Here is a 25,435-nt window from a genome sequence, read left to right as displayed (position 1 = left end):
GTGAAAACATGGGCTCAGGCGGCGGTGGTGGTAGCACACCGAAACTTATCGACGACAACCTCAAATCAAAGCAATTCCTCCGCGTTCTCGACCTCATTTCCGAAGGCCCAATCTATGGCCCGGTAGACCAGATGCATCTCTCTTCTTTCATGCTGAACAAGACACCGGTGACGGATGCGCAGGGCAACGCGAGCATTAACGGCGTCAGTGTGGCATGGCGACCAGGCACGGCAACACAATCACCAATTAATGGCTTTTCAGCTATCGAAGCCACAACGATTGTTAATGCTGATGTCACACAGAATACGCCTCTTGTGCGTACTGTTACTGATTCAGATGTTACTCGTGTGCGCATGAACATTGGTGTTTCAGGGCTGATGGAGCAAGACACGAAAGGTAATCAGAAAAATACATCTGTAACCATGGTGATCGAACTCAGAACAGGCAACAGCGCCTGGCAGACTGCGAAATCAGTCACCATTAAGGGGAAAATCTCCGGTGAATACCTTGAGGCGCATTTAATCGACGCACCTGAGACGAAGCCTTTTGATATCCGTCTGCGTCGTGTCACCGCCGACAGTTCAAGCGACCTGCTAACCAATGGAACCGTCTGGAATAGCTATACAGAAATCACTGACGACAACCTCTCTTACCCGTATGCCGCTATTGCCGGCGCCGTGATTGACCGGGACCAATACACTGATACGCCGACCCGCACTTATCACTTACGCGGTCTCATTGTGGATGTGCCGGATAACTATGACCCGATAGCCCGCTCTTATGCCGGTATCTGGACTGGCGGCTTCAAGTCAGCCTGGACAAATAACCCCGCTTGGATTTTCCGGGCTTTGGTAAAAAATACCCGTTACGGGCTGGCAAAGCGGGCCGGTTATATTGATGTCGATGATGGCAGCCTCTACGTGCTTTCGCAGTTCTGCGATCAGCTTGTCGATGATGGCTATGGTGGGCAGGAGCCACGCTTTACCCTGAACGCTTACATCACTGAGCAGAAAAGTGCGCGGGATATTCTGGATAGCATCGCTGGGATGTTTCGCGGTATCGCCCTGTGGGATGGGATGCGCTTTTCTATCATGCTGGATAACCCACAAGACCCGGTTACCGCGGTCACGAATGCCAACGTGGTAGACGGCCTTTTCACCTATAGCTCCATGAAGCGCTCAGACCGCTATAACGCGGTGGTGGTCTCATGGACAGACCCAAATAACGGCTGGGAGCAGGTTAAAGAGTACGTCTCTGATGACGAGATGATTGACCGCTACGGCTACAACGAGACTACGCTGGAAGCGTTCGGCTGCACCTCTCGTGGACAGGCATTCCGTGCCGGCAAGTGGCTCATCGAGAGTGCGAAGCGTGAAACCAAGAAGGTGACGTTCCGTATGGCACGTGACGCGATTGGCTTCATTCCAGGCGACATCATTGAAGTGATGGATAACAACTACGCGGCCACGCGATTAGGTGGGCGTATCGCCTCCCATAGCGGCGCCGTGATTACCGTTGATGCTGATGTATCTGACGTTGTTGGCGGTGGTGACACCATGTCTCTGATGGGGGCAGATGGGAAGTTCTCTAAGTTCACTATCGGTAGCGTAGCAGGCAGGGTTATCACCCTTCGCACCTCACCGGCATGGATAAAAGACGGCACCATCTTTGTGATCTCAACTGGGGAGGTTGCCACCCGGCTTTTTCGAGTGATGGGGGTATCAGAGGACGATAACAACTCTGTTTACAGCATCTCAGCAACGCTTTATGACCCGCACAAGCAGGCGATCGTGGATGAAGGCGCAGTGTTTGAAATGCCAACCGACACACTGAATGGGTATCGCGTCCCGAACATCGAAAACCTGCGTATCATCAATACCAACAGTGAAACTGTGCAGGTTACTGCCACCTGGGAAACAGCAACAACCACACGCAAGCTTATGTTTGAACTCTACGTTTATAACGGCAGCGGTGCGGTGGTAGCACAGTATGAAACTGACCAATTCCGATATGAGTTTTACGGTCTGAACGCAGGCAGCTACACGCTTGGCGTACGCGGGCGTAACGAAAATGGCATGAAGGGGGCGGAAACCCAGGTCAGCCTGGTGATTGGTGAGCCGTCAGCACCCTCATCCGTGCAGTGGACTCCCGGTATCTTCTCTGCGGATATCGTGCCAGTGATGAACGTAACATCGACTACCGACACCTCTTTTGAATTTTGGTACACAGGAGAGTCGGCAGCGGCAAGCCCTGGCAATATCGAGACTCAGGCTCAGTTCCTTGGCCGCGCCTCACAATGGACGCTACATGCTTTAAAAGCTGATACGACGTACTACATGTATGTGCGAACCAAGAACGCGTTTGGAGTCTCCGCATTCGTTGAGGTATCAGGCCAAGCATCATCTGACATACCCGGAATGCTCGACTATATCGATGAGGCAATCCGCAATTCAGACGAATTTGAAAATCTAACCTCTGAAATAAAAAGCACTCAGACCGATGTTGACACACTGAACACGGCAGTTGATCAGGCGCAGAAAGACATCTCCTCAGTCAGAACGGAAGTAGATAAAAACCAGCAGGCTGTTGCTGGCGTTAGTGCGGCAATTAGCAGTGAGCAGAAGGCTCGCGTAGATGGCGATAATGCATTATCCCAGCAATATACAGACCTCTCTTCTAAAACTGATGATAACGCTGCACGCCTGACCACTGTCGAGCAAACCGTTACGGATAACCAGACCTCCACAGCGCAACGTTTGAGTAGCCTCGATACAAAAACTGATGCAAACGCAGCCAATATTACTGCCGAGCAAAAAGCCCGTACTGACGCTGATGCAGCGCTTTCACAGAACATCAGTAATGTAAAAGCTACAACCGATGCCAATACCTCCTCAATTGGGACTTTGCAGACGGCACAGACCAGTACTAGCGACGCTATAGCTAACCTGACACAGAATACAGAGGCTAATTTCGACAGCTCTGCTTTGGCTGCAATTGAAAACGCACTGGCTAACGACATGGCCGATCAATCGCAGCGCAACGCGATTGGGCAAGCTCGCGCACGTATCACCACTGTTGAAAAAACGCAGGCAGATGCGAACGGCGCATTCTCTGAATATCAGCAGACTGTTGCGGCGCAGCTCAATCAGACGAACGCAGCCGTACAACAGACGTCAACGGCTGTCGCTACGATTGACGGTAAGCTATCAGCGCAATGGGGAGTGTCGGTTCAAACGGAAGTGAACGGCACCGTAAGGATCGCCGGGATTCAATTAGGCATTAGCGGCGAAGGAGGGAAATCCAACTTCCTCATATCGGCTGATACTTTTGCGGTTTATAACCCAACATCAGGCGGTCAGGAACTGGTGTTTGCTACTTCTAACGGCCAGATGTTCATGCGCAGCGCATTTATCCAAGATGGATCGATAGATAACGCTAAAATCGGCAATTATATCCAATCCAATAATTACGCAGAGGGAAGTACTGGCTGGGCGATTAATAAAAATGGTGCGGCTCAATTTAATCAGGTAACGGTTCGCGGCACGATGTATGCCAATGCCGGCGAAATGAATAACGTCACTATCAATGAAAACTGCACCATTAAAGGAACGTTATCGGCGAAGCAAATCTATGGCCCATTAATGCAGGGTAAGAGCTTTACTTTTAGCCATAGCACTACTGGTGCACGCTCTGTAATTTACTGGGATGGCTCGGCTGGGAAAGGTGATGTCCCAATGACTGCGCATGGCTTGATTATGGTAACTACAAACGCAAGCATAGAAGTCATTATTACCGCATTTGGTCAGACAATATTTAATGGGTTTATGAGCGGAAGCTCAACATTCACCTTCAGCGTTGATGTTGGTACCAGTGGCGGCACCATTGAAATGCGCACGCCAGGTATCAACCAAGGGCAAAACCAATCAGCGGGATTCCGCGTAATAGCGATGGCAAACCCGACAAGTAACAACTGGCATACCTGATTAATCACGAACAGGTTTCTGCATTCAGAAAGGAAAACATAAATGGCATGGTACACCACCGGCACAATTGCCGTATCAGGAACAACTGTAACCGGCACTGGTACTAACTGGACGGATAACAAGCAGGGTATTGGCCCCGGTCAGGCGCTGCTTATTCCCGGTGCCGGCACCGTGAAGATGTACGAAATTAAGAGCGTGGATAGCGCAACAAAGCTGACGCTGATGAGTAGCGCGGGAACGCTGGCAGCGGGGCAGGCGTATGCCATTATGTCGTTCTATACAAACTCCGTGCCTGACTTCGCCCGGCGTCTGGCTGCGCAATTAAGCTACTACCAGGGACAAATGGACGGCTGGCAGCAGTTATTGACCAGCACTGGAACTGTGACACTTACTGCGCCAGATGGAACCAGTGTGGCGATAAGCAGCATGTCAAAGTTAATGGCTGACTCTGTCGCTGCCTTTAAAGCCTATGGCCTGGGTGTTAAAAATGCAGACTCTCCAGCTTATTCATCCCCGCCAATTAGCGGCACGAATGTCAGTGAAACAAGATTCATAAACGCAACTGCTGCGGCCACCCAGGCAGATACACATAAGCCAATAGAGAATGATCTCTTTGGTGGCGTGCATGTTCAGCGAGAGTTGCGACCGGCACAATTTGGCGTTTCTGGGCGCGGCGCATCTGCATCCTTCTGGTATAGAGGATATACGGGTGCCAGCTCTGACCTGAGTGAATGGCAAAAAGTTTACAGCCAGAATAATAAGCCGGCATTAACCGATTTAGCCGGGACACTTCCGGTTGCTAATGGCGGTACGGGACAAACTTCATTGCCTCCGCTTTTATCTGCTCTTGGATTTTCTTATTACTCGCCGTCTGCACTTCAGATGGCAATCCGCATCCCGTACAACGGCGGCTCCATTCTTATTCAGACTGCCTCAGTTGTCGTAACAACAAACGTGAGCGCACAAACAACTATTTCTTACCCATTGACCTTTACCAAGTTATTTAACGTCATGGCAATGAACGGGGATAATTCTGGTCAGGCTAATGGAGACGGGATGGTCAGTATTATCAATTTCTCTGGTTCCAGACTGTCATCATTCGATATTGATGTTCAGAACAGAAGGTCGGTGCCAGTTCGTATTCACTTCATTGCCATTGGAGCTTAAAAATGGAAGAAGACGTAAAATATTACTACAGCGTCGAAACAAAGGGGTTTTATCCAAGCAGTGTAGATTACCCTGAATTACCCTCCGACTTAAAAGAGATTTCAAAAGAAGATTATGAGCTCTTCTTTTCAGGAAAGGAGGGATATACACAGGTGTTTGATGAAAAGGGGCCGAGACTGGAAAAAATCCCAGCAGCAGACCCCGATGCGCCTGTAGAGCCAACTACGGCCGAACGAATTCAGGCATTAGAAGATAAGGTTGCCGAGCTCACAGAAAAGGTTAATGCATTACTTGAAGCCAAAAATTAACGCAACCTGAAATCAGACCTGACCGCTGCGGCGGTTTTTTTATTGCCTGTAACCCACCATGAGGACACAGCATGTGACGCTACAGACGGTCTGAATGGAAGCCATATTCTCAAAATCCCCCTTGATAGATTACGCAGATCAAATTACTGTTTATCCATACAGTAAAAATCAAGGGGAGTAACCATGCCACGCGAGTACGAGATTAAGTCAGCTTTCATCAATGCCACCAAGAGAGAAGGTAAGGGTAGGACGACCATCACCACCCAGGACTTCGTAAAGGAGTTGGCGAAGGTCAACTGGCACTGGAGCCTGAAAGAGGCCAATGAGTGGATCGAGACTCACATCACCACGTTCCGGGATGTCTCTACTGCCGAGGGAGAGGAGCGCACTTTCCAGCTGTACAATCCGAACGGTGGGCTGTGAGACGGTAGGTATACGCAAAAAAGCCCGCGCAAGGCGGGCAAAAGGTTTACGTGTGTATTCTTATTGTGATCCCAATGCTCTCAGCTTCAGGTGATTAAGTTATCGGCAGGTGAGGGGAAAGTGTGAGGAATAAGTAGCTATCGGCTGATGGGACGGATTTAGGACATGCAAAGGTTTGTGACCTTTCCCAAGCCTTTGCATCTTTATAACGATGCTGCCCTTTAAAATTGGATTGATACGCGAGCAAAATTACCGTTGTGTACAAAAATGCGTACAAAAAAATCTAGATATTAAAATTAACCTAATAAAATCAAAAGAAAGCGATATTATGTGCGTAATCGTGAATGTAGAAGGTCGGCTGGGGGGATTCTTTTTTCACTGAGGCTCTCTGTTTAAAGGCGTGGGCGCGGCTTTGTCTATGGTAAACCATAATCGGGCCTGCCTGAAGGTGAAGCGCGATGCCCCCACTGACCAGGCGGTCATCTTTCCGTCACCTGCCGGGCTTTTAATAGGGCAGGGGGCTGCCGGGCGGGTGGCCGGTTACTGAACTATACTGCTAGGCTGTTGTGTATTTTTGATAAAGCCGAGGGAATAATGGAAGCGATTCAGAATATTAACTACTTTAAGCTGTTTTTGTCGTTACCATTCTGGACGGATGTCGCCATTGTGATTGGCGTGACGCTGGTGACCTATTGGGTAATTACCCAGGCCATCGGCTTCCTGCATAAAAGAATGCTGGTCTGGGCCAATGAAAAGCAGAACAACGCCAACCTCATCATTTCGGAAGTGATCGGCAAAACCAAACGGATATTGATTCTGTTTGCCGCTTTCCTGTTCAGCCTGCGGTTTGTCGTGCTGTCAGACCGGTTATATAACACCATTTCCCACGCCTGGTTCCTGGTGCTGGCGGTGCAGATCGCCATCTGGATGGATCAGGGCGTACAGTCATGGATGAAAAAACTGCTTTATACGCCGGGGTCACGGCGTAACCCGGTGACGCTGGTGATCCTGGGGGTGATTTTACGGGTGCTGGTCTGGTCCGTGATGCTGCTGTCGATTCTGTCGAATGCGGGCGTGGATATCACCGCCTTTATGGCCAGCCTCGGGGTAGGCGGTATTGCCATCGCCCTGGCGGTACAGACGGTGTTGAGCGACATGTTCGCCTCGCTGTCAATCGGCATTGACAAACCCTTTGAGATCGGGGATTTCGTCGTGTTTAACGACGTTTCCGGCACCATTGAGCATATTGGCCTGAAAACCACCCGCATCCGCAGCCTGAGCGGCGAACAGATCGTCTGCGCCAATACCATTCTGCTCCAGCAGACTATCCATAACTACAAACGGATGCAAACGCGCCGCATTGTCTTCACCTTTGGCCTGTCGAATGACACCCCGCCCGGTAAATTGCGCAAGATTGGCATGATAGTGAAAAAGATTATTGAAGACGTCGGCGAAACCCGTTTCGACCGTGCCCATTTCTCCGCTTTTGGTCAGGACCGGCTGTTATTTGAAGTGGTCCATATCGTGAATTCGGCAGACTATAATAAATATATGGATATTCAACAGGAAATTAATATCCGTATTATGGAGGAGCTGGATAAAATTAACGTCCGGCTGGCGCTGCCAAGCCAGATTGTTTATCCACAAGATCTGGAAGAGACAGGCAAGGCGGCATAAGTTGCCATTCTGACAGCACTCAGAGATGACGGAGGAAAGCATGGATGAAGCATTGTTTGAACGCGCGCTGACACCTCTGGCCCCGGCACCGCAGATCGGTGACCGGGTATTGCTGGTTACCGTCCCCTCCGGCACCCCGCCGGAGAGTTACCAGCTGGTGGTGCGCATCACCGGCCTGAACGCCGGGCACTATGTCGGCGAAGTCGTGGACACCGATGCCATCGAACCCGCCGCCCAGCCCGGCAAATACCACCCCGGCCAGGAGGTCATTTTCCTGCGCGACCATGTACAGGGGCTGGTGGGGTAGGGAGTGAGGAAAGAAGGCATGTGTTAACATGCCTTTCTCTTTATAAATTTACTGTTTTTTTTGTAGGTTCATTTCCCAGCCAGTGGGAGTAATAGGCATAATTACAATCTCTCCAGGTAAGGCAATGTTAAAGCGGTTTACGCTTTCTTGCCAATGCTGGTCAGGTAAAGGCGGGATACTAAAAAAATTAACAATTAAGAAAACGATAACAATGGAGAAACTAAATACATATATTATTTTTGCAAGAAAAGTTTTGCACATTTCAAAAGTTAATAAAGAAATTAGTGTGAATATAACGATGTGTGGCAATACGAAGTAGCGTTGAACGGCCATGTAAGAACGAAGGATAGGCCACTGTGGCTCAGTAAGGCTAATCATAGGTCTAGCTAAACTAAAGCCTATGATAAGTCCTGATAATAGTAAGAGCGATATTGGGCGCCAATCTTTAGTTTTTATAACTCGGATTACACCTAATAAAAAAGCAAAAGAGGTTAAGATGGAGAGGGATGAAATATCCCAAAAAAGAAGGCTAATATTACCCGTGGCAATGGTAGAAACTACCACGCGCGAAGAGATTATTTTAAACATCAATAATAAATCAGCACCTAAAGGTGCATTTGAACGGGATGAGTCAGAAGATATTAAAATAGAAAAAACTTGAATGAACGCACCTATTAGAATAATTAGATGATGTCGAGATTCGAAGAATTTTATTATTCTTTCAATATTAAAAATATTACTCAATCCTTCTATTGATAAGTACTTTAGTGCTAGGCAAGGTAATAAAAACACTGAAAATGGTCCACTTATAGAGGATGTAAATAATATTATCAAATCGTGAAAGCGCCAAAGTATACTTTCGCTTTTATTAGCCATTAATATCATTAAGGAATATAATGCTAAAAACCAGTGGGCGTTAGTAATATTCGCATGAACCTCATCAGTATAAGGCATGAAAATAAAATATAGCGCTATGAATATTCTTGGAACCAGAGAGAGAAAATTTAATCTTTTACTTAAAAAAAACCATACTACAGCAGCACGGATTAGAATTCCTAGTGCATTAGTAAAAATTGGGGCATAAGCAAGAGGTACAAAAATAGACATGCCGCCCACTATTTTTGAGATGGTTTGATAGTACCCATTTTGTGGATGTAGAAGCGATAATAATGCCCCATATTCATACGCATTTTTATACCAGATAACACCATCTTCAGCCCAGAATTGAGCATTCGTTAAAATGTCTGGCCTGCGTAGAAAAAGAATAAAATAAGTTGCTATTAATATAATTAACCCTTGAATCCAATTTCTTTTTAACTCCATTTTAAAATCCTGATATATCTAAAAAAGTAGATTGTTTTTTATTCTTAAGGATTTTAAAGAGAGGTGGTTTGATCTGGATTAATATATCCTGATAATATTAGAGTGATTTAAGGTTAAGATGAGCCTGGTTGATTTAATATATCATTGATATCTATAATTAAACTCATTAATAGAGATTGGGTTTATCATTTCATGTGGAATGAATGCATATTTAACTGATAATTAAATATTAATCCAAAAATAATGATAAGGAATAGGGGGTGTTTAATACAGCGTTGCTGAAAACAACAACGCTGTATTAATAAAGAAAACTCAGTCTACGCCCTGATGTTCGCCAAGTTTGATAACCAATACATTATTTATCATGGCGATACTCCCTGCTGCAGGCCAGACAGGTAAGGTTTTGGCCTGCTCACGCACCGTTGATAATTGTGTCTCAGAGGCCTTATGCAGAGAGGCAATGCCCAGGGCACGATAATAGGCAATCATGCGGGCATTATTGCCGCCGTCCCAGGTGAAGAATGAGTAGCCAAATACATCCGAATTGGGTTTTTTCCAGATATTATCTCTTTTAGGCATGCCAAAGAAATAAATGCCTGTGGTTTCAGCATTAAAGTCTGGATAAGTTTGATAGATTTGGGTCGTAATCTGGGTGGCCAACAGGCTGTCAGCCTTTTCAGACATATAATCAGAATAAAATAGCTGGCTGGCTGATGCAGAACCAATAAGTAATATAATAGCAGAAAAGAGTATATTAACTGCTTTATTGCTCAGGTACATCATCATCAGGGAAAAGAGCCCTGCCATCACCAGCGAGAGTGAGGTTAAAACACGTGGAGCCTGAAAACCCCCGGAAATCACTGGCATGACAAAAGGAGAAAAGAGCAGCCCAACCAAGAGCATCACCGGTACCATGCCTGCAATACCTTTCTTGTAAATTAAAGAAAAAGATAAAAACAGGAAAGGAATGACAACCAGCGAAAAAGGCTGCAATCCGTAAAAGCCATTAAAAGTGAAAAAATCAGCGATATAATGCACCGTTTGGCTAATCACTTGCGATGTGCTGAGTTTCCCCCAATTAATTAATGAAGAGAAATAGCTGGCGCCGCTCACCTGATAATAGTGCTGGAAAGAAAGGAGAATCAGCTCATAAGCAATCACTGACAGTACAGAGATGGCTGCAAATCCGGCCAAAGTAAGTAAGGATTGCTTGTTATTCTTCCCTTCAATGTTTTCCTTGATAACACACAGGAGAATAAGAGAAATCGGCAAGAAAGCCAGCGACTGGTAGATAGAGATAGCAAAAACGTAGGTAATAATTGACAGCCCATACAATGGGGTCGCGCGTTTAAAATAATAGACCGAAAGTGCAGCACTCAAAAATCCTAAACCAACCGTATCAGCCTGATTGGAGAACTGCAGCTGGTAAGCAAACTGAGGAAGCGCGATAAAAAGAGCAACAAAACAAAGGGAAATATGCGCGGAAAATTGCAATACTTTTGCCATAACGACCGCGGCGGCAGAGGCAAACAGCAAAGCGCAAAGGGTGGTAAACCAGGGGGCGTAAGGCTCAGGGAAAATAAACAACCGCAGCAGGGCATGACCCCAACGTCCTAAAGCGATGGTTTGTAAATAATTATTTGAAAACTCTTCATCAATAGAGAGTGTAAAATGCGTCAGTTCAAAACCATAGACTATAATGGCACAAACTAACGCAGTTAAAAAAAGCGGTATGCCGGAGCGGCAAAATAATGTGTTCATATTTGTATTCACTGTTCACTTATCGTCTTATGGGGATGAATTTTGACTATCGTTGATAGTTTTTTTCGCAATATACCGTGGCCTGCCCTTGGTTTCGATATAGATACGGCCGATGTATTCGCCCAAAACGCCGATGCCGATCAGCTGCACGCCGCCCAGGAACAGGATGGCGGTCATCAGGGACGGGTAGCCCGGCACCGGGTTGCCCCAGATCAATTTGTCTACCACCATCCACAGTGCATAAATAAAGGCCAGCACAGCGACGCCCAGCCCCAGATAAGTCCAGATCCGCAGCGGGAACGTTGAAAAACTGGTGATGCCCTCAAGCGCCAGGTTCCACAGCTTCCAGCCATTGAATTTTGTGGTGCCGGCCACCCGTTCCGCACGGGCATACTCCACCACCGCCACCCGGCCGCCCACAAAAGACAGGATGCCTTTCATAAACAGGTTGCGTTCCGGCAGCATGAGAATGTTATCGACGATCTCCCGCGACATCAGCCGGAAATCCCCAACGTTCTCCTCAATCTTCGGCGTGCTGATTTTGTTGTGCAGCTTATAGAACCACTCCGCCGTCTTACGCTTGAGCCGCCCATCGGTGGAGCGGTCAACCCGCTTCGCCAGCACCATATCGGCCCCGGCCTGCCAGGCAGCCACCAGTTGCGGTACCACCTCAATCGGGTCTTGCAGGTCAACATCCATCGGGATCACCGCGTCGCCGGTGGCATGTTCCAGCCCGGCAAACAGCGCCGGTTCCTTGCCGAAATTGCGGGTGAAATTCACCAGCGTCACCAGCGGGTCGGTCTGCGCCAGCGCGGCGGCAAGCTCTGGCGTGCGGTCTTTGCTGCCGTCATTGATAAAGACGATCTCGACCTGCCATGCCTGTAATGGCGCGTAATCACGCACTGCGCGATAAAACAGGGGAAGGGCCGCTTCTTCATTAAAAACCGGCACTACCAGGGAAATCTTCATTGGGCATCCTTAACCTTGAAGACAAAGAAACGGGAGTAGAAAAAGCCGACGACCAAACTGACAGCGGAGAAGGTGACCAGCGTAAACAGGGCCGGCAGGCCGCTGACTTCGGCAACCCAGCCCACGCTGACGGACAGCGCCCCCATAAACAGTACATAGAACATATAACGGATGGTGGTGGCGTCACTTTTGAACGTGACTTTGGCATTCACAAAGAAGGAGAAGGTCACTGCCACGCAGAAGGCACCGAAGTTAGACAGCGCCTGATCGGCCCCGGCGGCGTAATAGAGCAGGGCGAAGGTCACCCAGTGGATTAAGGTGTTGATCACCCCCACCAGGGCGTATTTGGTAAACAGTTTAATCATCGGAAAGCACCGGCTGAAAAAAGTGGCCGAAGTGTAGCATTATCAAAGGAAATTATCAGCAGGTGTAAGGTGTTGTAACTGCGCCGCCGGCAGAAAGGTAAACCGGTTCGCTGATGGCCGCTGACTCCGCTACACTGTGCGGATTTGCTGCTGACTGACCACCGATAATGCGCCTGGATAAAAAGATTTCCCCGTTTGAACACCTGATTTACCGCCGCTACCGGGTGATGCATGGCCTGCGGATTGCGCTGGCCTTTGTGCTGACCTTTTTGATTGTGCGCCTGCTGGCGATCCCGGAGGGCACCTGGCCGCTGATCACCCTGGTGGTGGTGATGGGGCCGATCTCCTTCTGGGGCAACGTGCAGCCGCGCGCCCTGCAACGCATCGCCGGGACGGTGTTTGGCTCGATTTCCGGGTTGATGGCGCTGTGGCTGGAGCTTTACTCCCTGCCGCTGATGCTGGCCTGGAGCCTGGTGGTGATGTTTGTCTGCGGCTACCTGACACTGGGCAAACGCCCCTATATGGCGCTGTTGATCGGCATCACGCTGGCCGTGGTCTGCGGCAGCGCCACCGGCGACATGAAAACCGCGCTGTGGCGCAGTGGTGACGTGATCTTCGGCTCGGTGCTGGCGCTGCTGTTTACCAGCATCTACCCGCAGCGCGCCTTTATTCACTGGCGGTTGCAGATGGCGGACAGCCTGACCACCTTGCACCAGCTTTACAGCGCCTATCAGTCGCCCAATATGGTGGAGCGGCCGCATCTGGAGGGCAAACTCAAAGGCGCCCTGACCCAGGTGGTGAAAATCCGCACACTTATTGCCCCCGCCAGTAAAGAGAGCGGCATTCAGAAAGAGGTGTTTGAAGCGATCCAGACGCTGACCCGCAACCTGGTGTGCACACTGGAATTGCAGGTGGATGCCTACTGGGCCTCGCGCGAAAGCCATTTCATTATGCTCAACGCCCGTACCTTACGCAGCGCCCAATTGCTGACGCTGCACTCCATGGACACGCTGGCGGATATCCTGCGTAACGGCTCGCCGGAGCGCGAGCGCGGTTTCCCGCGGGAGATGGAGGAGATTGCCGGTGAGCTGAAAGCGCTGCTGCATGAGATGAGCGTTGGGAAAAATCTGGAAGCGCCGATCTATGGTTACCTCTGGCTGAGCCTGGAGATGACCAAGCAGTTGAAAGAGCTGGGCGATCTGGTGACGATGGCGATGCGCCGGTAGGTCAGCAGGGTGCAGTGTTGTTCATGCGCCAAAGCAGGTAAGATAGAGAAATCAGGGCTATCTCTGACCACGGCGACAAGGTATGGTTGTCCACAGCGCGTCAGTGAATGAATTTGTGTAAAACTTAAGCAAAGGTGTAAAAATGGATAATGCAAACAAGCAAAGTTTCCAGGATGTGCTGGAGTTCGTTCGTCTGTTCCGTCGTAAGAACAAGCTTCAGCGCGAAATCGTGGACAACGAGAAAAAAATCCGCGACAACCAGAAACGTGTTTTGCTGTTGGACAACCTGAGTGACTACATCAAGCCAGGCATGAGCATCGAAGAGATCCAGGCGATTATCGCCAACATGCGGGGTGACTATGAAGATCGCGTTGATGACTACATCATCAAAAATGCCGACCTCTCCAAAGAGCGCCGTGAGATCTCCAAAAAACTGAAAGCGATGGGCGAAGTCAAATCACTGGCCGTGAAATAACCCTTTGCTTTTCTGACATAACCGGGCCATGCGCCCGGTTTTTTTATGCCCGCTACCCCGCCGGTTTGTGCATTCCTGCCCGCGCACTGATCCCGGAAACCTCCTAATTTAGGTACCACCGTCACGGAATAATTCCCCCGCGTGATAAATTGGTCAGGCAATACACAACAATAAAAAGCAGATAAAAAGAATCGCGAGGATTGCCATGGGAAATGATTTTCATCACACCTTGCTGGGCGATCTGCCTCTGCAACAGGGAGGGGTGCTGATGCAGGCCTCCCTGGCCTACCAGACGTTCGGCGAACTGAACGCTGCCGGTGACAACGCCATTCTGCTGCTCAGTTTCTATTCAAGCGGCCATCTCTCCTACCTGCCGCTTATTGGTGAAGATCGCGTGCTTGACCCGAGCCGCTACTTTATCGTGCTGGTCAATATGTTCGGCAACGGCCTCTCCACCTCGCCCAGTAACAGCCTGAGCCAGCCGGGGCGGCGCTTTCCCCGCGTCTCGATCGCAGACAATGTGCATGCGCAGTTTTTGCTGCTGCGTGAACATCTCGGCATCCGGCAACTGGCGCTGGTGGGCGGCTGGTCACTGGGGGCGATGCTGGCCTGGCATTGGGCGGCAGCCTACCCGGACTATGTGAAACGGCTGCTGGTTATCTGCGGTACCGCCCGCTGCAGCCCGCTCTGCCGGGTGTTTCTCAATAACATGCGCAGTGCACTGCTGAGTGACAGCGCCTTCGCCAACGGCGATTACCTGATCCCGCCGCTGCGCGGGCTGGCCGCTTTTGGCCGCACCTATGCCGGCTGGGCTTACTCTGCCGCGTTTTTCCGCGACGAACTGTTCCGCCGCATGGGCTATCCCAGCCTGGAAGCGCTGCTCTCTGCCTGGGAGCGCAACCACCAGCAGCAGGATGCCAACGATCTGTTGACCCTGCTGGATGCCTGGCATCAGGCAGATGTCAGCCTCGACCCCCGGCTGAAAGGCGATTTCGCCGCTATTCTGTCGCGGATCACCGCCGATGCCATCATTATGCCGTGTGATACCGATAACTACTTTACCGTGGCGCAAGCGCGTATCGAGTGTGATTTGCTGCCGCGCGGCGAATGGCGGCCGCTGATTTCCCCCTATGGCCATTGTGCCGGGCTGCCGGGGCGCTTTGAGGCGGAGAGTGAGTTTATTGAGCGGGCGATGAAGGATCTGCTGCAACGCAGATAATTTGAGCGCAAGGGACGGGATGCGGCAGCCGGTTGCGGCGGGTAGTCTGGATCGGGTAACGTAATCCGAGCAGGAGATCCTTATGACTATGCCTGATACCGCAGTAAACGATCCGCGCTGGTTGCAGGTTCTGGCGCGTGACAAACAGGCCGATGGCCGTTTTGTGTATGCAGTGCGTACCACCGGCATCTATTGCCGCCCTTCATGCCCGTCACGCCGGGCACACCCCGATCATGTCGTGTTCTTTGCCACGGTGGCTGAGGCCGCGGCGGCCGGTTACCGTGCCTGCCAACGCTGCCGCCCGGACGGCGATTCAGACCAGCAGCAGTGGGCAGCACGCATTACAGCAGCCTGCCGCCAGCTGGAACACGCAGAAACCGAACCCACGCTGCACCAGCTGGCGGCGCAGGCCGGGGTCAGCCCGTGGCACTTCCACCGGCGCTTCCGGGCACTGACCGGCTTCACCCCGCGCGCTTATGCCGCGGCCCGGCGCGGCCAGCGGGTCCGGGATGCTTTGCCGCAGGCCGCCAGCGTCACGGAGGCGCTGTATGGGGCTGGCTATGGCTCCAGCGGCCGCTTTTATGCGGCCTCAGAGGCGCAGCTCGGCATGACGCCGGGGCAGTTCCGCCGGGGCGGGCAGGGCGAGCAGCTCTGGTTTGCAGTCGGTGAGTGCAGCCTCGGTTCTGTGCTGGTGGCCCAGAGCGCGCGCGGCGTATGTGCCATCCTGCTGGGCGATGACCCGCAGGCGCTGGTCCGGCAGATGGAAGCCTGTTTCCCGCAGGCGGAATTCCGTGGCGCGGATCAGGGTTTTGAGCAGGGCGTGGCGCAGGTGATTGGCCTGATCGACCATCCACAAACCGGGCTGACGTTACCGCTGGACATCCGCGGCACGCTGTTCCAGCAACGGGTCTGGCAGGCGCTGCGCGCCATTCCGCCCGGCAGCACCCTGAGCTACCGCGAGATTGCCGCGCGCATCGGCGCACCGGCGGCAGTGCGCGCGGTGGCCGGGGCCTGTGCGGCTAACCGGCTGGCGGTGGCGATCCCCTGCCACCGGGTGGTAAAGCAGGACGGCTCACTCTCCGGCTATCGCTGGGGCGTGGAACGCAAACGGGCGCTGCTGCTGAAAGAGCGCGCCGCAGAGAAAGAGGAACACATCCCCGATGCAGACGATCATGCCGGATCTGTTTGAGAAGCCGGCCGATCCGTGGAATGAGCGGATCGGTGACGGATCGATGCTGCTGCACGGCTTTGCGCTGGCGCAGGAGGAGGCGCTGCTGGCGGCATTGCGCGGTGTAATCGCCGAAGCACCCTTCCGCCGGATGCAGACCCCGGCGGCCATACGATGTCCGTGGCGACCACCAGTTGCGGCCACCTGGGCTGGATGACTGACCGGCGCGGCTACCGTTATGTCACTGCGGATCCATTGCGTGAGCAGGCACCCTGGCCCGCCATGCCGCCGCTTTTGGCAACGCTGGCTGAACAGGCGGCGGTACAGGCCGGCTTCCCGGCGTTCCGCCCTGATTCCTGCCTGATCAACCGCTATGTGCCGGGTGCAAAAATGTCCCTGCATCAGGACAAGGATGAAGCCGATTTCAGCCAGCCGATTGTGTCGGTGTCGCTGGGGCTGCCGGCAGTGTTCCAGTTTGGCGGGCTGGCGCGCAGCGACAAAGCGCAGCGCTACCTGCTGACCCACGGCGATGTGGTGGTATGGGGCGGCCCTGACCGGCTGCGGTTCCACGGCGTGCTGCCGATCAAACCGGGTGAGCATCCGCGGATGGGGGCACAGCGCATCAACCTGACCTTCCGGGTCGCGGGCTGACGCCCCGGCCGCCATGCAGTATGCTTAATGACCATACCTTACGCCCTGCCAAGGAGGTTTTATGAGCAGCACTGACACCGCGGCGGCCGTTGTTGTGCGTCCGTTGACCCACACCGATTACCCCGGCTGGTGGCCGCTGTGGGAAGGTTACCTGCATTTTTACCAGCATCCGCTGAGTGAACAGGTGACCTTACTGACCTTTGAACGCCTGTGCATTGGTGAGCGGCTGGCCGGGCTGGTCGCTGAAGCGCCGGATGGCACGCTGCTTGGCCTGGCGCATCTGGTGTTTCACCCCTCGAGCTGGAGCGAACACGGCTACTGCTATCTGGAAGATCTCTACGTCAGTGAGGCCGCACGCGGCCAGGGCATTGCCCACCGGCTGTTTGACGCGGTATACCAGCTGGCTGATGAAAAACAGTGTGATCGTGTCTACTGGGCCACGCACGAAACCAATACCCGCGCCCGTGCGCTTTATGATCAGCTGGGCGAACGCACCGCTTTCCTCACTTACCGTCGCTGGTAAACATCCTCGTTAGTTACCCGGTTTCAGCCGCCTTCGGGCGGCTTTTTCGTGTACTTTTCCTGCTAAGTTATAAGAATTTCTTATTTGATTGCGGGCTAAGCAAAGTTATTGATCTGAATATGTAAAAGTATGAACTGTGACTCTGTGTATCGAAAAGTATGCTTTTGTAAATAAAAAAGCATAGTTGTTACTTGCAGATTACTCTTATGCAGTACCTTTCACTGGGATGTTAGTAAATATCTCCGTTATCGCGACGCGGTAACGGCGGATCGGGCGGTTCCGCCTGCCCCGGCATCCGCACACAAGGACAGTGCACACCTCCAGAATGGTTGAAATTTCTGATGAGTATTTCCCAGGTTAACGGGCAACCGGGCGACGTGATCACGACTGCCCCCCAACAGAGAGATACATGCCGTGACGATACTGACACCCCTATTGGCCAAAAACCGCAGCTGGGCCATGAAGCAGCAGCAGAGCGATCCTGACTACTTTATCCAGACGGCGCGCCCACAACAGCCGCACTCCCTGTGGATTGGCTGCTCAGACAGCCGGGTACCGGCGGAAGTGCTGACCGGCTCCCACCCCGGTGAACTCTTTGTCCACCGCAACATTGCCAACATGGTGATGGAAGAGGACGACAACCTGATGAGCGTGCTGCAATACGCGCTGGAGTACCTGAAAGTCTCCGGCATTGTGTTGTGCGGGCATTACGGCTGCGGCGGGGTACAGGCGGCCAGCATGTTGCCCGATATGCCGCTGGCACAGGAGGAGAGCGCGCTGGCACGGCGGATGCGGACACTGCGCCGTTCGCTGGGCGAGGCGCTGGCGGAGCAGGGCCATCCGGATGAGAGTGCGCGGCAGAATGCACTGGTAGAGGCGCACGTGCGCCGCCAGTTCGTTCACCTCACCGAGTGCTGGCCGGTGCGGCTTGCCTGGCAGCAGCAAAAACCGCTGGAGGTCTACGGCTGTGTCTATGACCTGCACAGCGGCCACCTGAAAAAACTGGTTGAACAGCGCAGTATGGAGGCCCGCGATGAGTGACTCAACCCTGAGCCAGGCTCCGGCCGGGGCCTCGACCCTGCGCCATGATATTCCCGCCGGATTGGTGGTTTTTCTGGTGGCCCTGCCGCTCTGCCTCGGCATTGCCCAGGCCAGCGGCCTGCCGCCGTTTGTCGGGCTGCTGACCGGCGTCATCGGCGGGCTGGTGGTAACGGCCTTCAGCCCCTCCCGGTTTGCCGTCAGCGGCCCGGCGGCCGGGCTGGTGACCATTGTCACCGCCGCAATGGAGACGCTCGGCAGTTTCCCGGCGCTGCTGTTCGCGCTGATCCTGGCCGGCATGTTACAGGTCATGCTCGGCATCGCCCGCGCCGGGCGCTTTATCACGCTCATCCCCGGCACGGTGATTCAGGGGATGCTGGTGGCGATTGGCCTGTTGCTGATTGTGCAGCAGATCCCGGTGGCGATGGGCCTGCCGGAGGGGCAGGGGCTGGGCGCACTGCTCAGCGGGACGGCAGCCTTCTCCGCCCCGGCCCTGATCATTGCGTTGGTGGCGCTGTTAATTATGTGGTTATGGACCACCGCGCCGTTCCGGCGTATCGGGCTGCTGACTTACATTCCCGGCCCGCTGGTGGCGGTGCTGTGGGGCAGCCTGGCGGTGGTGTTTGGCGAGCGGCTGTTGCCCGAGGGTGCGATGCCGCGCATCTCCCTGCCGGCGTTTAACAGCCTGAGCGAGCTGACCGCCCAGCTGGAGCGGCCGGACTGGCAGGCGTGGAAAAACCCGGCGGTGTATATGGTGGCCGTCACCCTGGCGCTGGTTGCCAGCCTGGAAACCCTGCTGAGCCAGGAGGCGTTGAAGAAGCTGAAAGAGCAGGTGCCGGCACCGTCGCCGGATAAAGAGATGCGTGCGCAGGGGATCGGTAACGCCCTGAGCGGTTTCCTGGGCGGGCTGCCGATCACCGCGGTGATTGTGCGCAGTTCAGTCAACGTCAATACCGGCGCGCGCAGCAAAGTCTCTATCCTGCTGCATGGGGTGCTGCTGTTGCTGTGCGGGCTGTTTTTCAGCGACATGCTGAACACTATCCCGCTGGCGGCGTTGGCCGCAGTACTGCTCTACACCGGGTATAAGCTGGCGTCCCCTGCGTTATGGCTGATGCAGTGGAAACAGGGCTGGCCGCAGTTTCTCCCGTTCGTCACCACGGTCGCCGGGATCATGCTGTTCGGTATGCTGGCCGGCATTGGGCTGGGGCTGCTGGCGCAGTTGTTGTGCAGCACCTATAAAAGCCACGTGAACGCGCTGCAACTCTCCAGCTATGACGATCACTACGTGGTGCGCATCCACCAGAACCTGACCTTCCTGCACAACCCGCGGCTGCACAGCATCCTGGCAGAAATTCCGGACAACAGCGTAGTGATGGTAGACAGTGAAAACGCCCACTACATCGACCCGGACGTCAAAGCGTTGCTCAATGAATTCCGTGAGAAAGCACCGACCCGCGGCATAAAACTCGACCGCTGGCCGGCCTGATCCTGCGCTGCTCTGCGAGGCCGTTTCCCTGTCAGGAAGCGGCCTCTTTTTAGGGCGTTGGGTAGGTCAGGGTGCCCCATTTGCTGTTGCTGCGCGCTGCATCCGCCAGGATTTCTTCCATGGACGCATTCAGCATCCACAGGCATCGTCGGGTATTTTGAAGGGCCGTCTTCTCCAGACCCTGTTTGGTTTGCCGGTAGTAACGGATAACCGAGGCCTTGGTGTGATCCATGGCAGCCGGGATGCCGCAGACAGTATCTGTATCAAAGTGCTGGATAATCCGGGGATCGTCGCCGCTGTAGGCATCAATCACCGTTAATGCCTCAAGCGTCAGCGCTGGCGCTTTCATTAAGGCAATACTGGCGGCGATGTGAAATTCCACTAATTGCTCATAACTCAATACAGGCGCGGTAATAAATACCGCATCAGGCAGTGTGTTAATCGCCCCAGGTTCAGCCTGCGTTAATTGCTTGATATAGATTGGCCAGCTATCAGGGACCGCTGTGCCGGGTTCAGGGTAGAAGCGGGTGCCCCATTTCATCGTCCCGCGCTGCTCCTTATAGCCGAACTCTTCCATCGTTTTCCGCATTAACCCTAAACAGTGTTGACTGTTTTTGTGCGTACTGGTTTTCAGCACATGGGTTGCTTTGTGGTAATAGCGGAAGGCAGAGGGCTTATCATAATAAAAACCCACTGATAGCGTGCACACGCTGTCAGTATTGAATCGTTGAATAAGTGCAGTCTGCTTTCCGGCCTGGTGATGATCAATGATGCTTAACGCGTCGAGCGTTTGCGGCGTTGCCTTAATTAAAGCGAGTCTTAATGCATGATTCAGTTGTGAAGTAGGGTCACCACCCAGTGTCAGCCCAAATGAAAATACATTTTCCGGCAATGTTTTTAACGCCCCAGGGTCGCCGCGGGTCACCTGTTCAATCAATACCGGCCAGTTATCCGGCACCTGAGTGCCGGGTGCTGTCACGTAATATTTTTCGGTTCCCCATGCGATTCTGCCGTGCGTGTCATCCACGTTAAGGTCGTTCATTGCTGTCTCCATAATATGCAAACAGCGTTGGCTGTTTTTATGGGAACTGGCGCTTAATACCCGCGTCGCCTGCTGGTAATAACGGGTCATTGATGCCTTATCGTAATAACGCACCTGCGGCAAACGGCATACCGCGTGGGTAGTAAAGAGGCGCATAAACGCATTGTCTTCACGGATGCTATAGAGGTCAATATTACTCAGGGCATCAAGTGTAGTGGCAGGCGATTTCACTAAGGCCAGTGTCAGCGCACGGTTAAGTTCATTTTTATGCGCCTCATCCAGTGTTGACCTTAACGGAAATAATTTAATATCCAGGTTGTGTAAGGTGCCGGGGCTGGCATAGGTTACGCGATCAATCAATACCGGCCAGCTTATCGGCGGGGGATAGTCAGATTCAGCGAAACTCAGGGCCGGAAAAAGCAAGCCTATGAGTAAACAAGATTTCATCGCATTACCTCTAAAATCTTGTCACCAGAATCCCAGATAGCTTCTCTTATATCACGATCCAAAATGATGCATTCCTCTGATGCCCATCCGACTGGAGGGCGTCTGCGTTCACCATGAATCCGGAATGCCGAGCGGCCAAAGGTTGTGCCTTCAATTTGTTCCAGAACCAGTGTAACAGGGCCTTTAGAGTGTGTTTTAGCAGTAATCTTATACCGCCCCCGCGGCAGCGGACCCAACCCTTTTACCTGCTGGCGATCGGGGTTGTTTTTATTGGTCATACGCCCGGCGTAGCCTTTCCCCCTATACCGGCTGTTGTGGTAAATTTCGCCGGTACTTTGATGATAAGTCCATGTCATATCACGCTCCTTTATGCCGTGCGGCGGGTGTCCCAGCTGTCTGAATGAATGAGATTACCGTCGCGGTAGTGCCAGCTGATCTTCTCGTAATGCAGTTCTACGCCTTCAAGATGATTACAGCGCTCGCCATAATCAGACTTAATGTCATACATCATCGCGTGCAGCCCTGTGACGTAAGCATTCTTCAGCAGCACGGTGAAGTAGTTCTCTTCTTGCCCGGCATCGTTGATGCGGTAGTAACGGAATTCCGCTGAGCGCAGCATCCTGCCGGTGGTGAGGGCCTGGTAGAGATAAGGGGAGGCGTAATCGAGCTCTTTGGTGAAAGAGACCGGCTCATGGCGGTGGTTAACCACTATTTTGCCGCTGTGAAAGTCGGTCGGCAGTTCAATACAATGCTCAATATCGAGCACTTCGATGCTGTTTTCCCGCCCGCGTACGTCCACCAAGCCGTGAATATCCGCGCCGCCGTCATCTTTTAACCATAAATAAACCGGAATAGCCATGTAAGTCGGCCTTAATCGCGAGGGGGCATTTCCCGCGGGATAATACGCCTGGGATAAATAAAGAAAAGCGACAATTTATCTGAAAACAGAGTAGGGATGTTATTAGGCGGGCAATGAAGAGAAGGTGTTAGTGAATCGTGTTAGTGGTTTACGTAACGGGTTTTTTATTAAAGAAATAAGAAAATAACCCGGCAGGAAATAAAATCTGGGGCAAGGGCAGTGTGTTATCACGCCTCAATAACCTGATGGGGTTTTCGCCTGCCCATAGCATAAAAATGGCCTGGGGAAGAGGTTTGCAGGCGTTGAAGATCCTTTAATGTCCATTGATTAGCCTGCGTCACAAAACGGATGAAAAGTCGCCATACGTGTGACTAAATGTGATTACTTTCACATCAATCTTGCTGCGCCATGAGTATAAAAACGCCAATTCAACAAAAACGAAACGGCGGTTCAATATGAAAATGCAAGACGCGCAGCCCGGCACCGCAGAACGCCCGATCTTTGTGCGGCACCTGCTGGCCTATGGCGGCGGTAACCTGCTCGGCAGCGGCGCACTGGCGATTGCCGGGGCCTGGCTGCTCTACTTCTACACCACTTTTTGTGGGCTGACCCTGCTGGAAGCCTCGGCGATTTTCTCGGTCGCCAGCATTATTGACGCCATCAGTAACCCGTTGATGGGCTACCTCACCGATAACTTCGGCCACACCCGGCTTGGGAAACTCTTCGGCCGCCGCCGCTTTTTCCTGCTGATCGGCGCGCCGCTGATGCTGTTCTACCCGCTGTTGTGGGTCGAGGGCTTTGGTTTCTGGTACTACCTCTCCACTTACGTGATTTTTGAGCTGATTTATACCTCCGTGATGGTGCCGTATGAAACGCTGGCCACCGAGATGACCACCAATTTCGCGGTACGATCCAAACTCACCGGGTATAAAGCGATTTTCGGCAAGATGGCGAACTTCCTGGCGGCCTTTATCCCCGGCCAGTTCATCCTGATCTACGGCAAAGAGTCAGCCCAGCCGTTTTTCTATACCGGCCTGACCTACGGCGCGATCCTGTTTATTGCCGTCGGCCTGCTTTACCTCTCCAGTTGGGAGCGCGATGTCAAAGAGCTGCGCCCGCTGGACCTGCATAAAAAGAGCCTCGGGCAGACCATGCTGTCGCTGGTGCGGGATATGATCTCCACCTTCCATCTGCGGGTGTTCCGCAAGCACCTCGGCATGTATTTGTTTGGGTTCGGCGCGGAGTGGCTGTTTGCGTCAGTGTTCACCTACTTTGTGATTTTCGTGTTGCAGTATGATCCGGCGATGGTGGCCGGGCTGAACAGCCTGAACTCGATCCTGCAACTCTTCTCTACCGCCATTTTCATCGCGCTGTGCGTGAAAAAGGGCTTCAGCAAACCTTACATCCTGGCGCTGGGCATTGTGGTGTTCTCGGTGGGCTGCTACACGCTGCTCTACTTTATGCACCTGCCGGCCGCGTATGCCACCGTCGCGATGCTCGGCATCACGGTGGTGTTCGGCATCGGCACCGGCGGCGTGTATTACATCCCGTGGACGGTCTACACCTTCCTGGCCGATGTGGATGAAGCCTTTACCGGCCGCCGCCGTGAAGGCATCTACGCCGGGGCGATGACCTTCTCCGGCAAGCTGATGCGCTCGGTGATTGTGTTCGTGATGGGCGCGATCCTCAGCTACTACGGCTTCCAGTCCAAATCCCATACCCAGCCGGAAAGCGCCGTGATGGCGATTGCGCTGGTGTTCTGCATCGGCGTCATCGGGCTGGCGCTGGTGGCGATGGTGTTCAGCAAGCAGATGAAACTCAACCGCGAAACCCACCTGGTGGTGCTGAATGAAGTGGCGCGCATCAAACAGGGCGGCCGTATCGCGGATGTCACCCCGGATACGCGCGCCGTGATGGAGAACCTGATCGGCTACCGGTATGAGGAGTGCTGGGGCAACAGCGCCGTCTGCCGCAAAATGCTCGCGCCTGCGGTGGGCAAACCGGCCGATGTGCCGCCGCTGCACCCTTAACCCCGGAACGGTGCGCAGAGGAAATTTTCTGATGCACCTCAAAAAAATTGAAACGATGTTTTATTTTAATTTGTCGCCCCTTTTTATTTGCGTTAGGATGCGTGACAACTAAGCGGCCCCGCGGGGGCGGCGGCACAATGAGGGAATTATGATGAGTCTTGATACGTCTTCTCAGCAGAACTTTTCGCTGCAAAGCTTCTCACTGCAAAACAAGGTGGCGCTGGTCACCGGCTGTGACACCGGGCTGGGGCAGGGCATGGCGCTCGGCCTGGCACAGGCCGGGTGTGACATCATCGGCGTGAACATTGTCGAGCCAACCGACACTGAGCAGCAGGTCACGGCGCTGGGCCGCCGTTTCCTCAGCCTGACCGGCGACCTGCGTGACACCAGCATCATTCCCGATCTGGTGGGCCGTGCAGTGGCAGAGTTCGGCCGCATCGATGTGCTGGTCAACAATGCCGGCATCATCCGCCGCGAAGACGCCCTGGCGTTCAGCGAGAAAGACTGGGATGACGTCATGAACATCAACATCAAAGCGGTGTTCTTTATGGCGCAGACGGTGGCGAAGCAATTTATCGCCCAGGGGGAAGGCGGCAAAATCATCAATATCGCCTCGATGCTCTCCTTCCAGGGCGGCATCCGCGTGCCGTCTTACACCGCGTCGAAAAGTGCGGTCATGGGCGTGACCCGTCTGCTGGCCAACGAGTGGGCGAAGCACGGCATCAACGTTAACGCCATTGCCCCCGGTTACATGGCCACCAACAATACCCAGCAGTTGCGCGCAGACGAAGCCCGCAGCCAGGAGATCCTCGGGCGCATCCCGGCGGGCCGCTGGGGCCTGCCGCAGGACCTGATGGGGCCGGTGGTGTTCCTCGCGTCTCCGGCGTCGGACTACATCAACGGCTACACTATTGCTGTCGACGGCGGATGGCTGGCACGTTAACCCTTCTTTGGCCGCGGCATCAGCCGGGGCCACTCAACAGACCGG

Annotated in this window: 22 protein-coding genes and 1 pseudogene; 16 read left to right on the top strand and 7 right to left on the bottom strand. The window is 53.2% G+C overall.

The features are described from left to right. Positions 1-8: 8 nt before the first annotated feature. The 6 genes from JK232_RS23045 to JK232_RS02070 all read left to right on the top strand — a co-directional run bounded on the left by JK232_RS23045 (position 9) and on the right by JK232_RS02070 (position 7,865). Positions 9-3,983, top strand: coding sequence for a TipJ family phage tail tip protein (locus JK232_RS23045; protein WP_212588706.1), 3,975 nt, complete (start codon positions 9-11; stop codon positions 3,981-3,983). Positions 3,984-4,025: 42 nt separating this feature from the next. Then, positions 4,026-5,150 carry a hypothetical protein gene (locus JK232_RS02090; RefSeq protein WP_101854381.1) on the top strand — a complete coding sequence of 375 codons (1,125 nt, stop codon included), beginning with the start codon at positions 4,026-4,028 and terminating at the stop codon, positions 5,148-5,150. Between the two features lie 2 nt (positions 5,151-5,152). After that, complete coding sequence (locus JK232_RS02085) at positions 5,153-5,458, top strand: hypothetical protein (RefSeq protein WP_101854380.1); 306 nt, start codon at positions 5,153-5,155, stop codon at positions 5,456-5,458. A gap of 183 nt (positions 5,459-5,641) precedes the next feature. Then, positions 5,642-5,881: a DNA polymerase V gene (locus JK232_RS02080; protein WP_212588705.1), complete on the top strand. Its 240-nt coding sequence runs from the start codon at positions 5,642-5,644 to the stop codon at positions 5,879-5,881. A gap of 594 nt (positions 5,882-6,475) precedes the next feature. After that, on the top strand, positions 6,476-7,558 hold the full coding sequence (locus JK232_RS02075; protein ID WP_072932842.1) for a mechanosensitive ion channel family protein: 1,083 nt from the start codon (positions 6,476-6,478) through the stop codon (positions 7,556-7,558). Between the two features lie 40 nt (positions 7,559-7,598). Continuing rightward, positions 7,599-7,865: a hypothetical protein gene (locus tag JK232_RS02070; protein WP_072932839.1), complete on the top strand. Its 267-nt coding sequence runs from the start codon at positions 7,599-7,601 to the stop codon at positions 7,863-7,865. Between the two features lie 48 nt (positions 7,866-7,913). Here the strand turns inward: JK232_RS02070 and JK232_RS02065 are convergent, their stop codons facing one another. From JK232_RS02065 to JK232_RS02050, 4 genes are all read right to left on the bottom strand, one after another. Continuing rightward, the gene (locus JK232_RS02065) at positions 7,914-9,188 is read right to left on the bottom strand and encodes a hypothetical protein (RefSeq protein WP_212588704.1); all 1,275 of its coding nucleotides are present in this window, start codon (positions 9,186-9,188) and stop codon (positions 7,914-7,916) included. Between the two features lie 312 nt (positions 9,189-9,500). Continuing rightward, positions 9,501-10,949, bottom strand: a complete 1,449-nt coding sequence (locus JK232_RS02060; RefSeq protein WP_072932837.1) for a glucosyltransferase domain-containing protein — start codon at positions 10,947-10,949, stop codon at positions 9,501-9,503. Between the two features lie 27 nt (positions 10,950-10,976). After that, positions 10,977-11,918, bottom strand: a complete 942-nt coding sequence (locus JK232_RS02055) for a glycosyltransferase family 2 protein (RefSeq protein ID WP_072932835.1) — start codon at positions 11,916-11,918, stop codon at positions 10,977-10,979. Beyond that, positions 11,915-12,283: a GtrA family protein gene (locus tag JK232_RS02050; RefSeq protein ID WP_072932833.1), complete on the bottom strand. Its 369-nt coding sequence runs from the start codon at positions 12,281-12,283 to the stop codon at positions 11,915-11,917. Before JK232_RS02050 ends, JK232_RS02055 begins: the two co-directional genes overlap by 4 nt. A gap of 167 nt (positions 12,284-12,450) precedes the next feature. Between JK232_RS02050 and JK232_RS02045 the strand changes: the two genes are divergently transcribed. The 8 genes and pseudogenes from JK232_RS02045 (at position 12,451) to JK232_RS02005 (ending at position 20,069) form a co-directional block, all read left to right on the top strand. Next, entirely contained in the window at positions 12,451-13,509 is a 1,059-nt protein-coding gene (locus tag JK232_RS02045) for an FUSC family protein (protein ID WP_072932831.1), read from the top strand. 142 nt (positions 13,510-13,651) lie between these two features. Beyond that, complete coding sequence (tmaR, locus tag JK232_RS02040) at positions 13,652-13,984, top strand: PTS system regulator TmaR (RefSeq protein ID WP_072932829.1); 333 nt, start codon at positions 13,652-13,654, stop codon at positions 13,982-13,984. 205 nt (positions 13,985-14,189) lie between these two features. Then, positions 14,190-15,203 (top strand): alpha/beta fold hydrolase, encoded by a 1,014-nt coding sequence (locus JK232_RS02035; protein ID WP_072932827.1) that lies wholly within the window; start codon positions 14,190-14,192, stop codon positions 15,201-15,203. 82 nt (positions 15,204-15,285) lie between these two features. Continuing rightward, on the top strand, positions 15,286-16,392 hold the full coding sequence (gene ada / locus JK232_RS02030; RefSeq protein ID WP_101828364.1) for a bifunctional DNA-binding transcriptional regulator/O6-methylguanine-DNA methyltransferase Ada: 1,107 nt from the start codon (positions 15,286-15,288) through the stop codon (positions 16,390-16,392). Beyond that, positions 16,376-17,022: pseudogene (alkB, locus tag JK232_RS02020) on the top strand (DNA oxidative demethylase AlkB). Before ada ends, alkB begins: the two are co-directional and overlap by 17 nt. Positions 17,023-17,083: 61 nt before the next feature. Beyond that, positions 17,084-17,545, top strand: coding sequence for a GNAT family N-acetyltransferase (locus JK232_RS02015; protein ID WP_072932823.1), 462 nt, complete (start codon positions 17,084-17,086; stop codon positions 17,543-17,545). Positions 17,546-18,004: 459 nt separating this feature from the next. Continuing rightward, positions 18,005-18,586, top strand: a complete 582-nt coding sequence (locus JK232_RS02010) for a carbonic anhydrase (protein ID WP_101828371.1) — start codon at positions 18,005-18,007, stop codon at positions 18,584-18,586. Next, positions 18,579-20,069, top strand: a complete 1,491-nt coding sequence (locus tag JK232_RS02005; protein WP_101828365.1) for a SulP family inorganic anion transporter — start codon at positions 18,579-18,581, stop codon at positions 20,067-20,069. Before JK232_RS02010 ends, JK232_RS02005 begins: the two co-directional genes overlap by 8 nt. Positions 20,070-20,118: 49 nt before the next feature. Here the strand turns inward: JK232_RS02005 and JK232_RS02000 are convergent, their stop codons facing one another. Genes JK232_RS02000 through tssD form a run of 3 tightly spaced genes read right to left on the bottom strand, consistent with a single transcriptional unit; the run spans position 20,119 to position 22,417 of the window. Next, on the bottom strand, positions 20,119-21,558 hold the full coding sequence (locus JK232_RS02000; protein ID WP_212588701.1) for a hypothetical protein: 1,440 nt from the start codon (positions 21,556-21,558) through the stop codon (positions 20,119-20,121). After that, positions 21,555-21,914 (bottom strand): tlde1 domain-containing protein, encoded by a 360-nt coding sequence (locus JK232_RS01995; protein ID WP_212588700.1) that lies wholly within the window; start codon positions 21,912-21,914, stop codon positions 21,555-21,557. The genes JK232_RS02000 and JK232_RS01995 overlap by 4 nt, the downstream gene beginning before the upstream one ends. An 11-nt stretch (positions 21,915-21,925) precedes the next feature. After that, a complete protein-coding gene (gene tssD, locus JK232_RS01990; protein WP_212588699.1) occupies positions 21,926-22,417 on the bottom strand; it encodes a type VI secretion system tube protein TssD in 492 nt (163 codons plus the stop codon). Positions 22,418-22,878: 461 nt separating this feature from the next. Here tssD and JK232_RS01985 point away from each other — a divergent pair, with 461 nt between their 5' ends. Continuing rightward, on the top strand, positions 22,879-24,447 hold the full coding sequence (locus tag JK232_RS01985) for an MFS transporter (RefSeq protein WP_101828372.1): 1,569 nt from the start codon (positions 22,879-22,881) through the stop codon (positions 24,445-24,447). 151 nt (positions 24,448-24,598) lie between these two features. Further along, entirely contained in the window at positions 24,599-25,390 is a 792-nt protein-coding gene (kduD, locus tag JK232_RS01980; protein ID WP_072932907.1) for a 2-dehydro-3-deoxy-D-gluconate 5-dehydrogenase KduD, read from the top strand. Positions 25,391-25,435: the final 45 nt, after the last annotated feature.

This window comes from Nissabacter archeti, from assembly GCF_018257325.1.
Lineage (GTDB): Bacteria > Pseudomonadota > Gammaproteobacteria > Enterobacterales > Enterobacteriaceae > Chimaeribacter > Chimaeribacter arupi.
This window is presented reverse-complemented; position numbering and strand designations above follow the sequence as displayed.

Coding starts and splice junctions, on each gene's coding strand:
- JK232_RS02010 (WP_101828371.1), top strand. CDS start 18,005: ATGAAGCAGCAGCAGAGCGATCCTGACTACTTTATCCAGACGGCGCGC.
- JK232_RS02050 (WP_072932833.1), bottom strand. CDS start 12,283: ATGATTAAACTGTTTACCAAATACGCCCTGGTGGGGGTGATCAACACC.
- JK232_RS02015 (WP_072932823.1), top strand. CDS start 17,084: ATGAGCAGCACTGACACCGCGGCGGCCGTTGTTGTGCGTCCGTTGACC.
- JK232_RS02070 (WP_072932839.1), top strand. CDS start 7,599: ATGGATGAAGCATTGTTTGAACGCGCGCTGACACCTCTGGCCCCGGCA.
- JK232_RS01985 (WP_101828372.1), top strand. CDS start 22,879: ATGCAAGACGCGCAGCCCGGCACCGCAGAACGCCCGATCTTTGTGCGG.
- JK232_RS02085 (WP_101854380.1), top strand. CDS start 5,153: ATGGAAGAAGACGTAAAATATTACTACAGCGTCGAAACAAAGGGGTTT.
- tssD (WP_212588699.1), bottom strand. CDS start 22,417: ATGGCTATTCCGGTTTATTTATGGTTAAAAGATGACGGCGGCGCGGAT.
- JK232_RS02090 (WP_101854381.1), top strand. CDS start 4,026: ATGGCATGGTACACCACCGGCACAATTGCCGTATCAGGAACAACTGTA.
- JK232_RS23045 (WP_212588706.1), top strand. CDS start 9: ATGGGCTCAGGCGGCGGTGGTGGTAGCACACCGAAACTTATCGACGAC.
- kduD (WP_072932907.1), top strand. CDS start 24,599: ATGAGTCTTGATACGTCTTCTCAGCAGAACTTTTCGCTGCAAAGCTTC.
- ada (WP_101828364.1), top strand. CDS start 15,286: ATGACTATGCCTGATACCGCAGTAAACGATCCGCGCTGGTTGCAGGTT.
- JK232_RS02055 (WP_072932835.1), bottom strand. CDS start 11,918: ATGAAGATTTCCCTGGTAGTGCCGGTTTTTAATGAAGAAGCGGCCCTT.
- JK232_RS02045 (WP_072932831.1), top strand. CDS start 12,451: ATGCGCCTGGATAAAAAGATTTCCCCGTTTGAACACCTGATTTACCGC.
- JK232_RS02005 (WP_101828365.1), top strand. CDS start 18,579: ATGAGTGACTCAACCCTGAGCCAGGCTCCGGCCGGGGCCTCGACCCTG.
- JK232_RS02000 (WP_212588701.1), bottom strand. CDS start 21,558: ATGAAATCTTGTTTACTCATAGGCTTGCTTTTTCCGGCCCTGAGTTTC.
- JK232_RS02060 (WP_072932837.1), bottom strand. CDS start 10,949: ATGAACACATTATTTTGCCGCTCCGGCATACCGCTTTTTTTAACTGCG.
- JK232_RS02080 (WP_212588705.1), top strand. CDS start 5,642: ATGCCACGCGAGTACGAGATTAAGTCAGCTTTCATCAATGCCACCAAG.
- tmaR (WP_072932829.1), top strand. CDS start 13,652: ATGGATAATGCAAACAAGCAAAGTTTCCAGGATGTGCTGGAGTTCGTT.
- JK232_RS02035 (WP_072932827.1), top strand. CDS start 14,190: ATGGGAAATGATTTTCATCACACCTTGCTGGGCGATCTGCCTCTGCAA.
- JK232_RS02075 (WP_072932842.1), top strand. CDS start 6,476: ATGGAAGCGATTCAGAATATTAACTACTTTAAGCTGTTTTTGTCGTTA.
- JK232_RS01995 (WP_212588700.1), bottom strand. CDS start 21,914: ATGACATGGACTTATCATCAAAGTACCGGCGAAATTTACCACAACAGC.
- JK232_RS02065 (WP_212588704.1), bottom strand. CDS start 9,188: ATGGAGTTAAAAAGAAATTGGATTCAAGGGTTAATTATATTAATAGCA.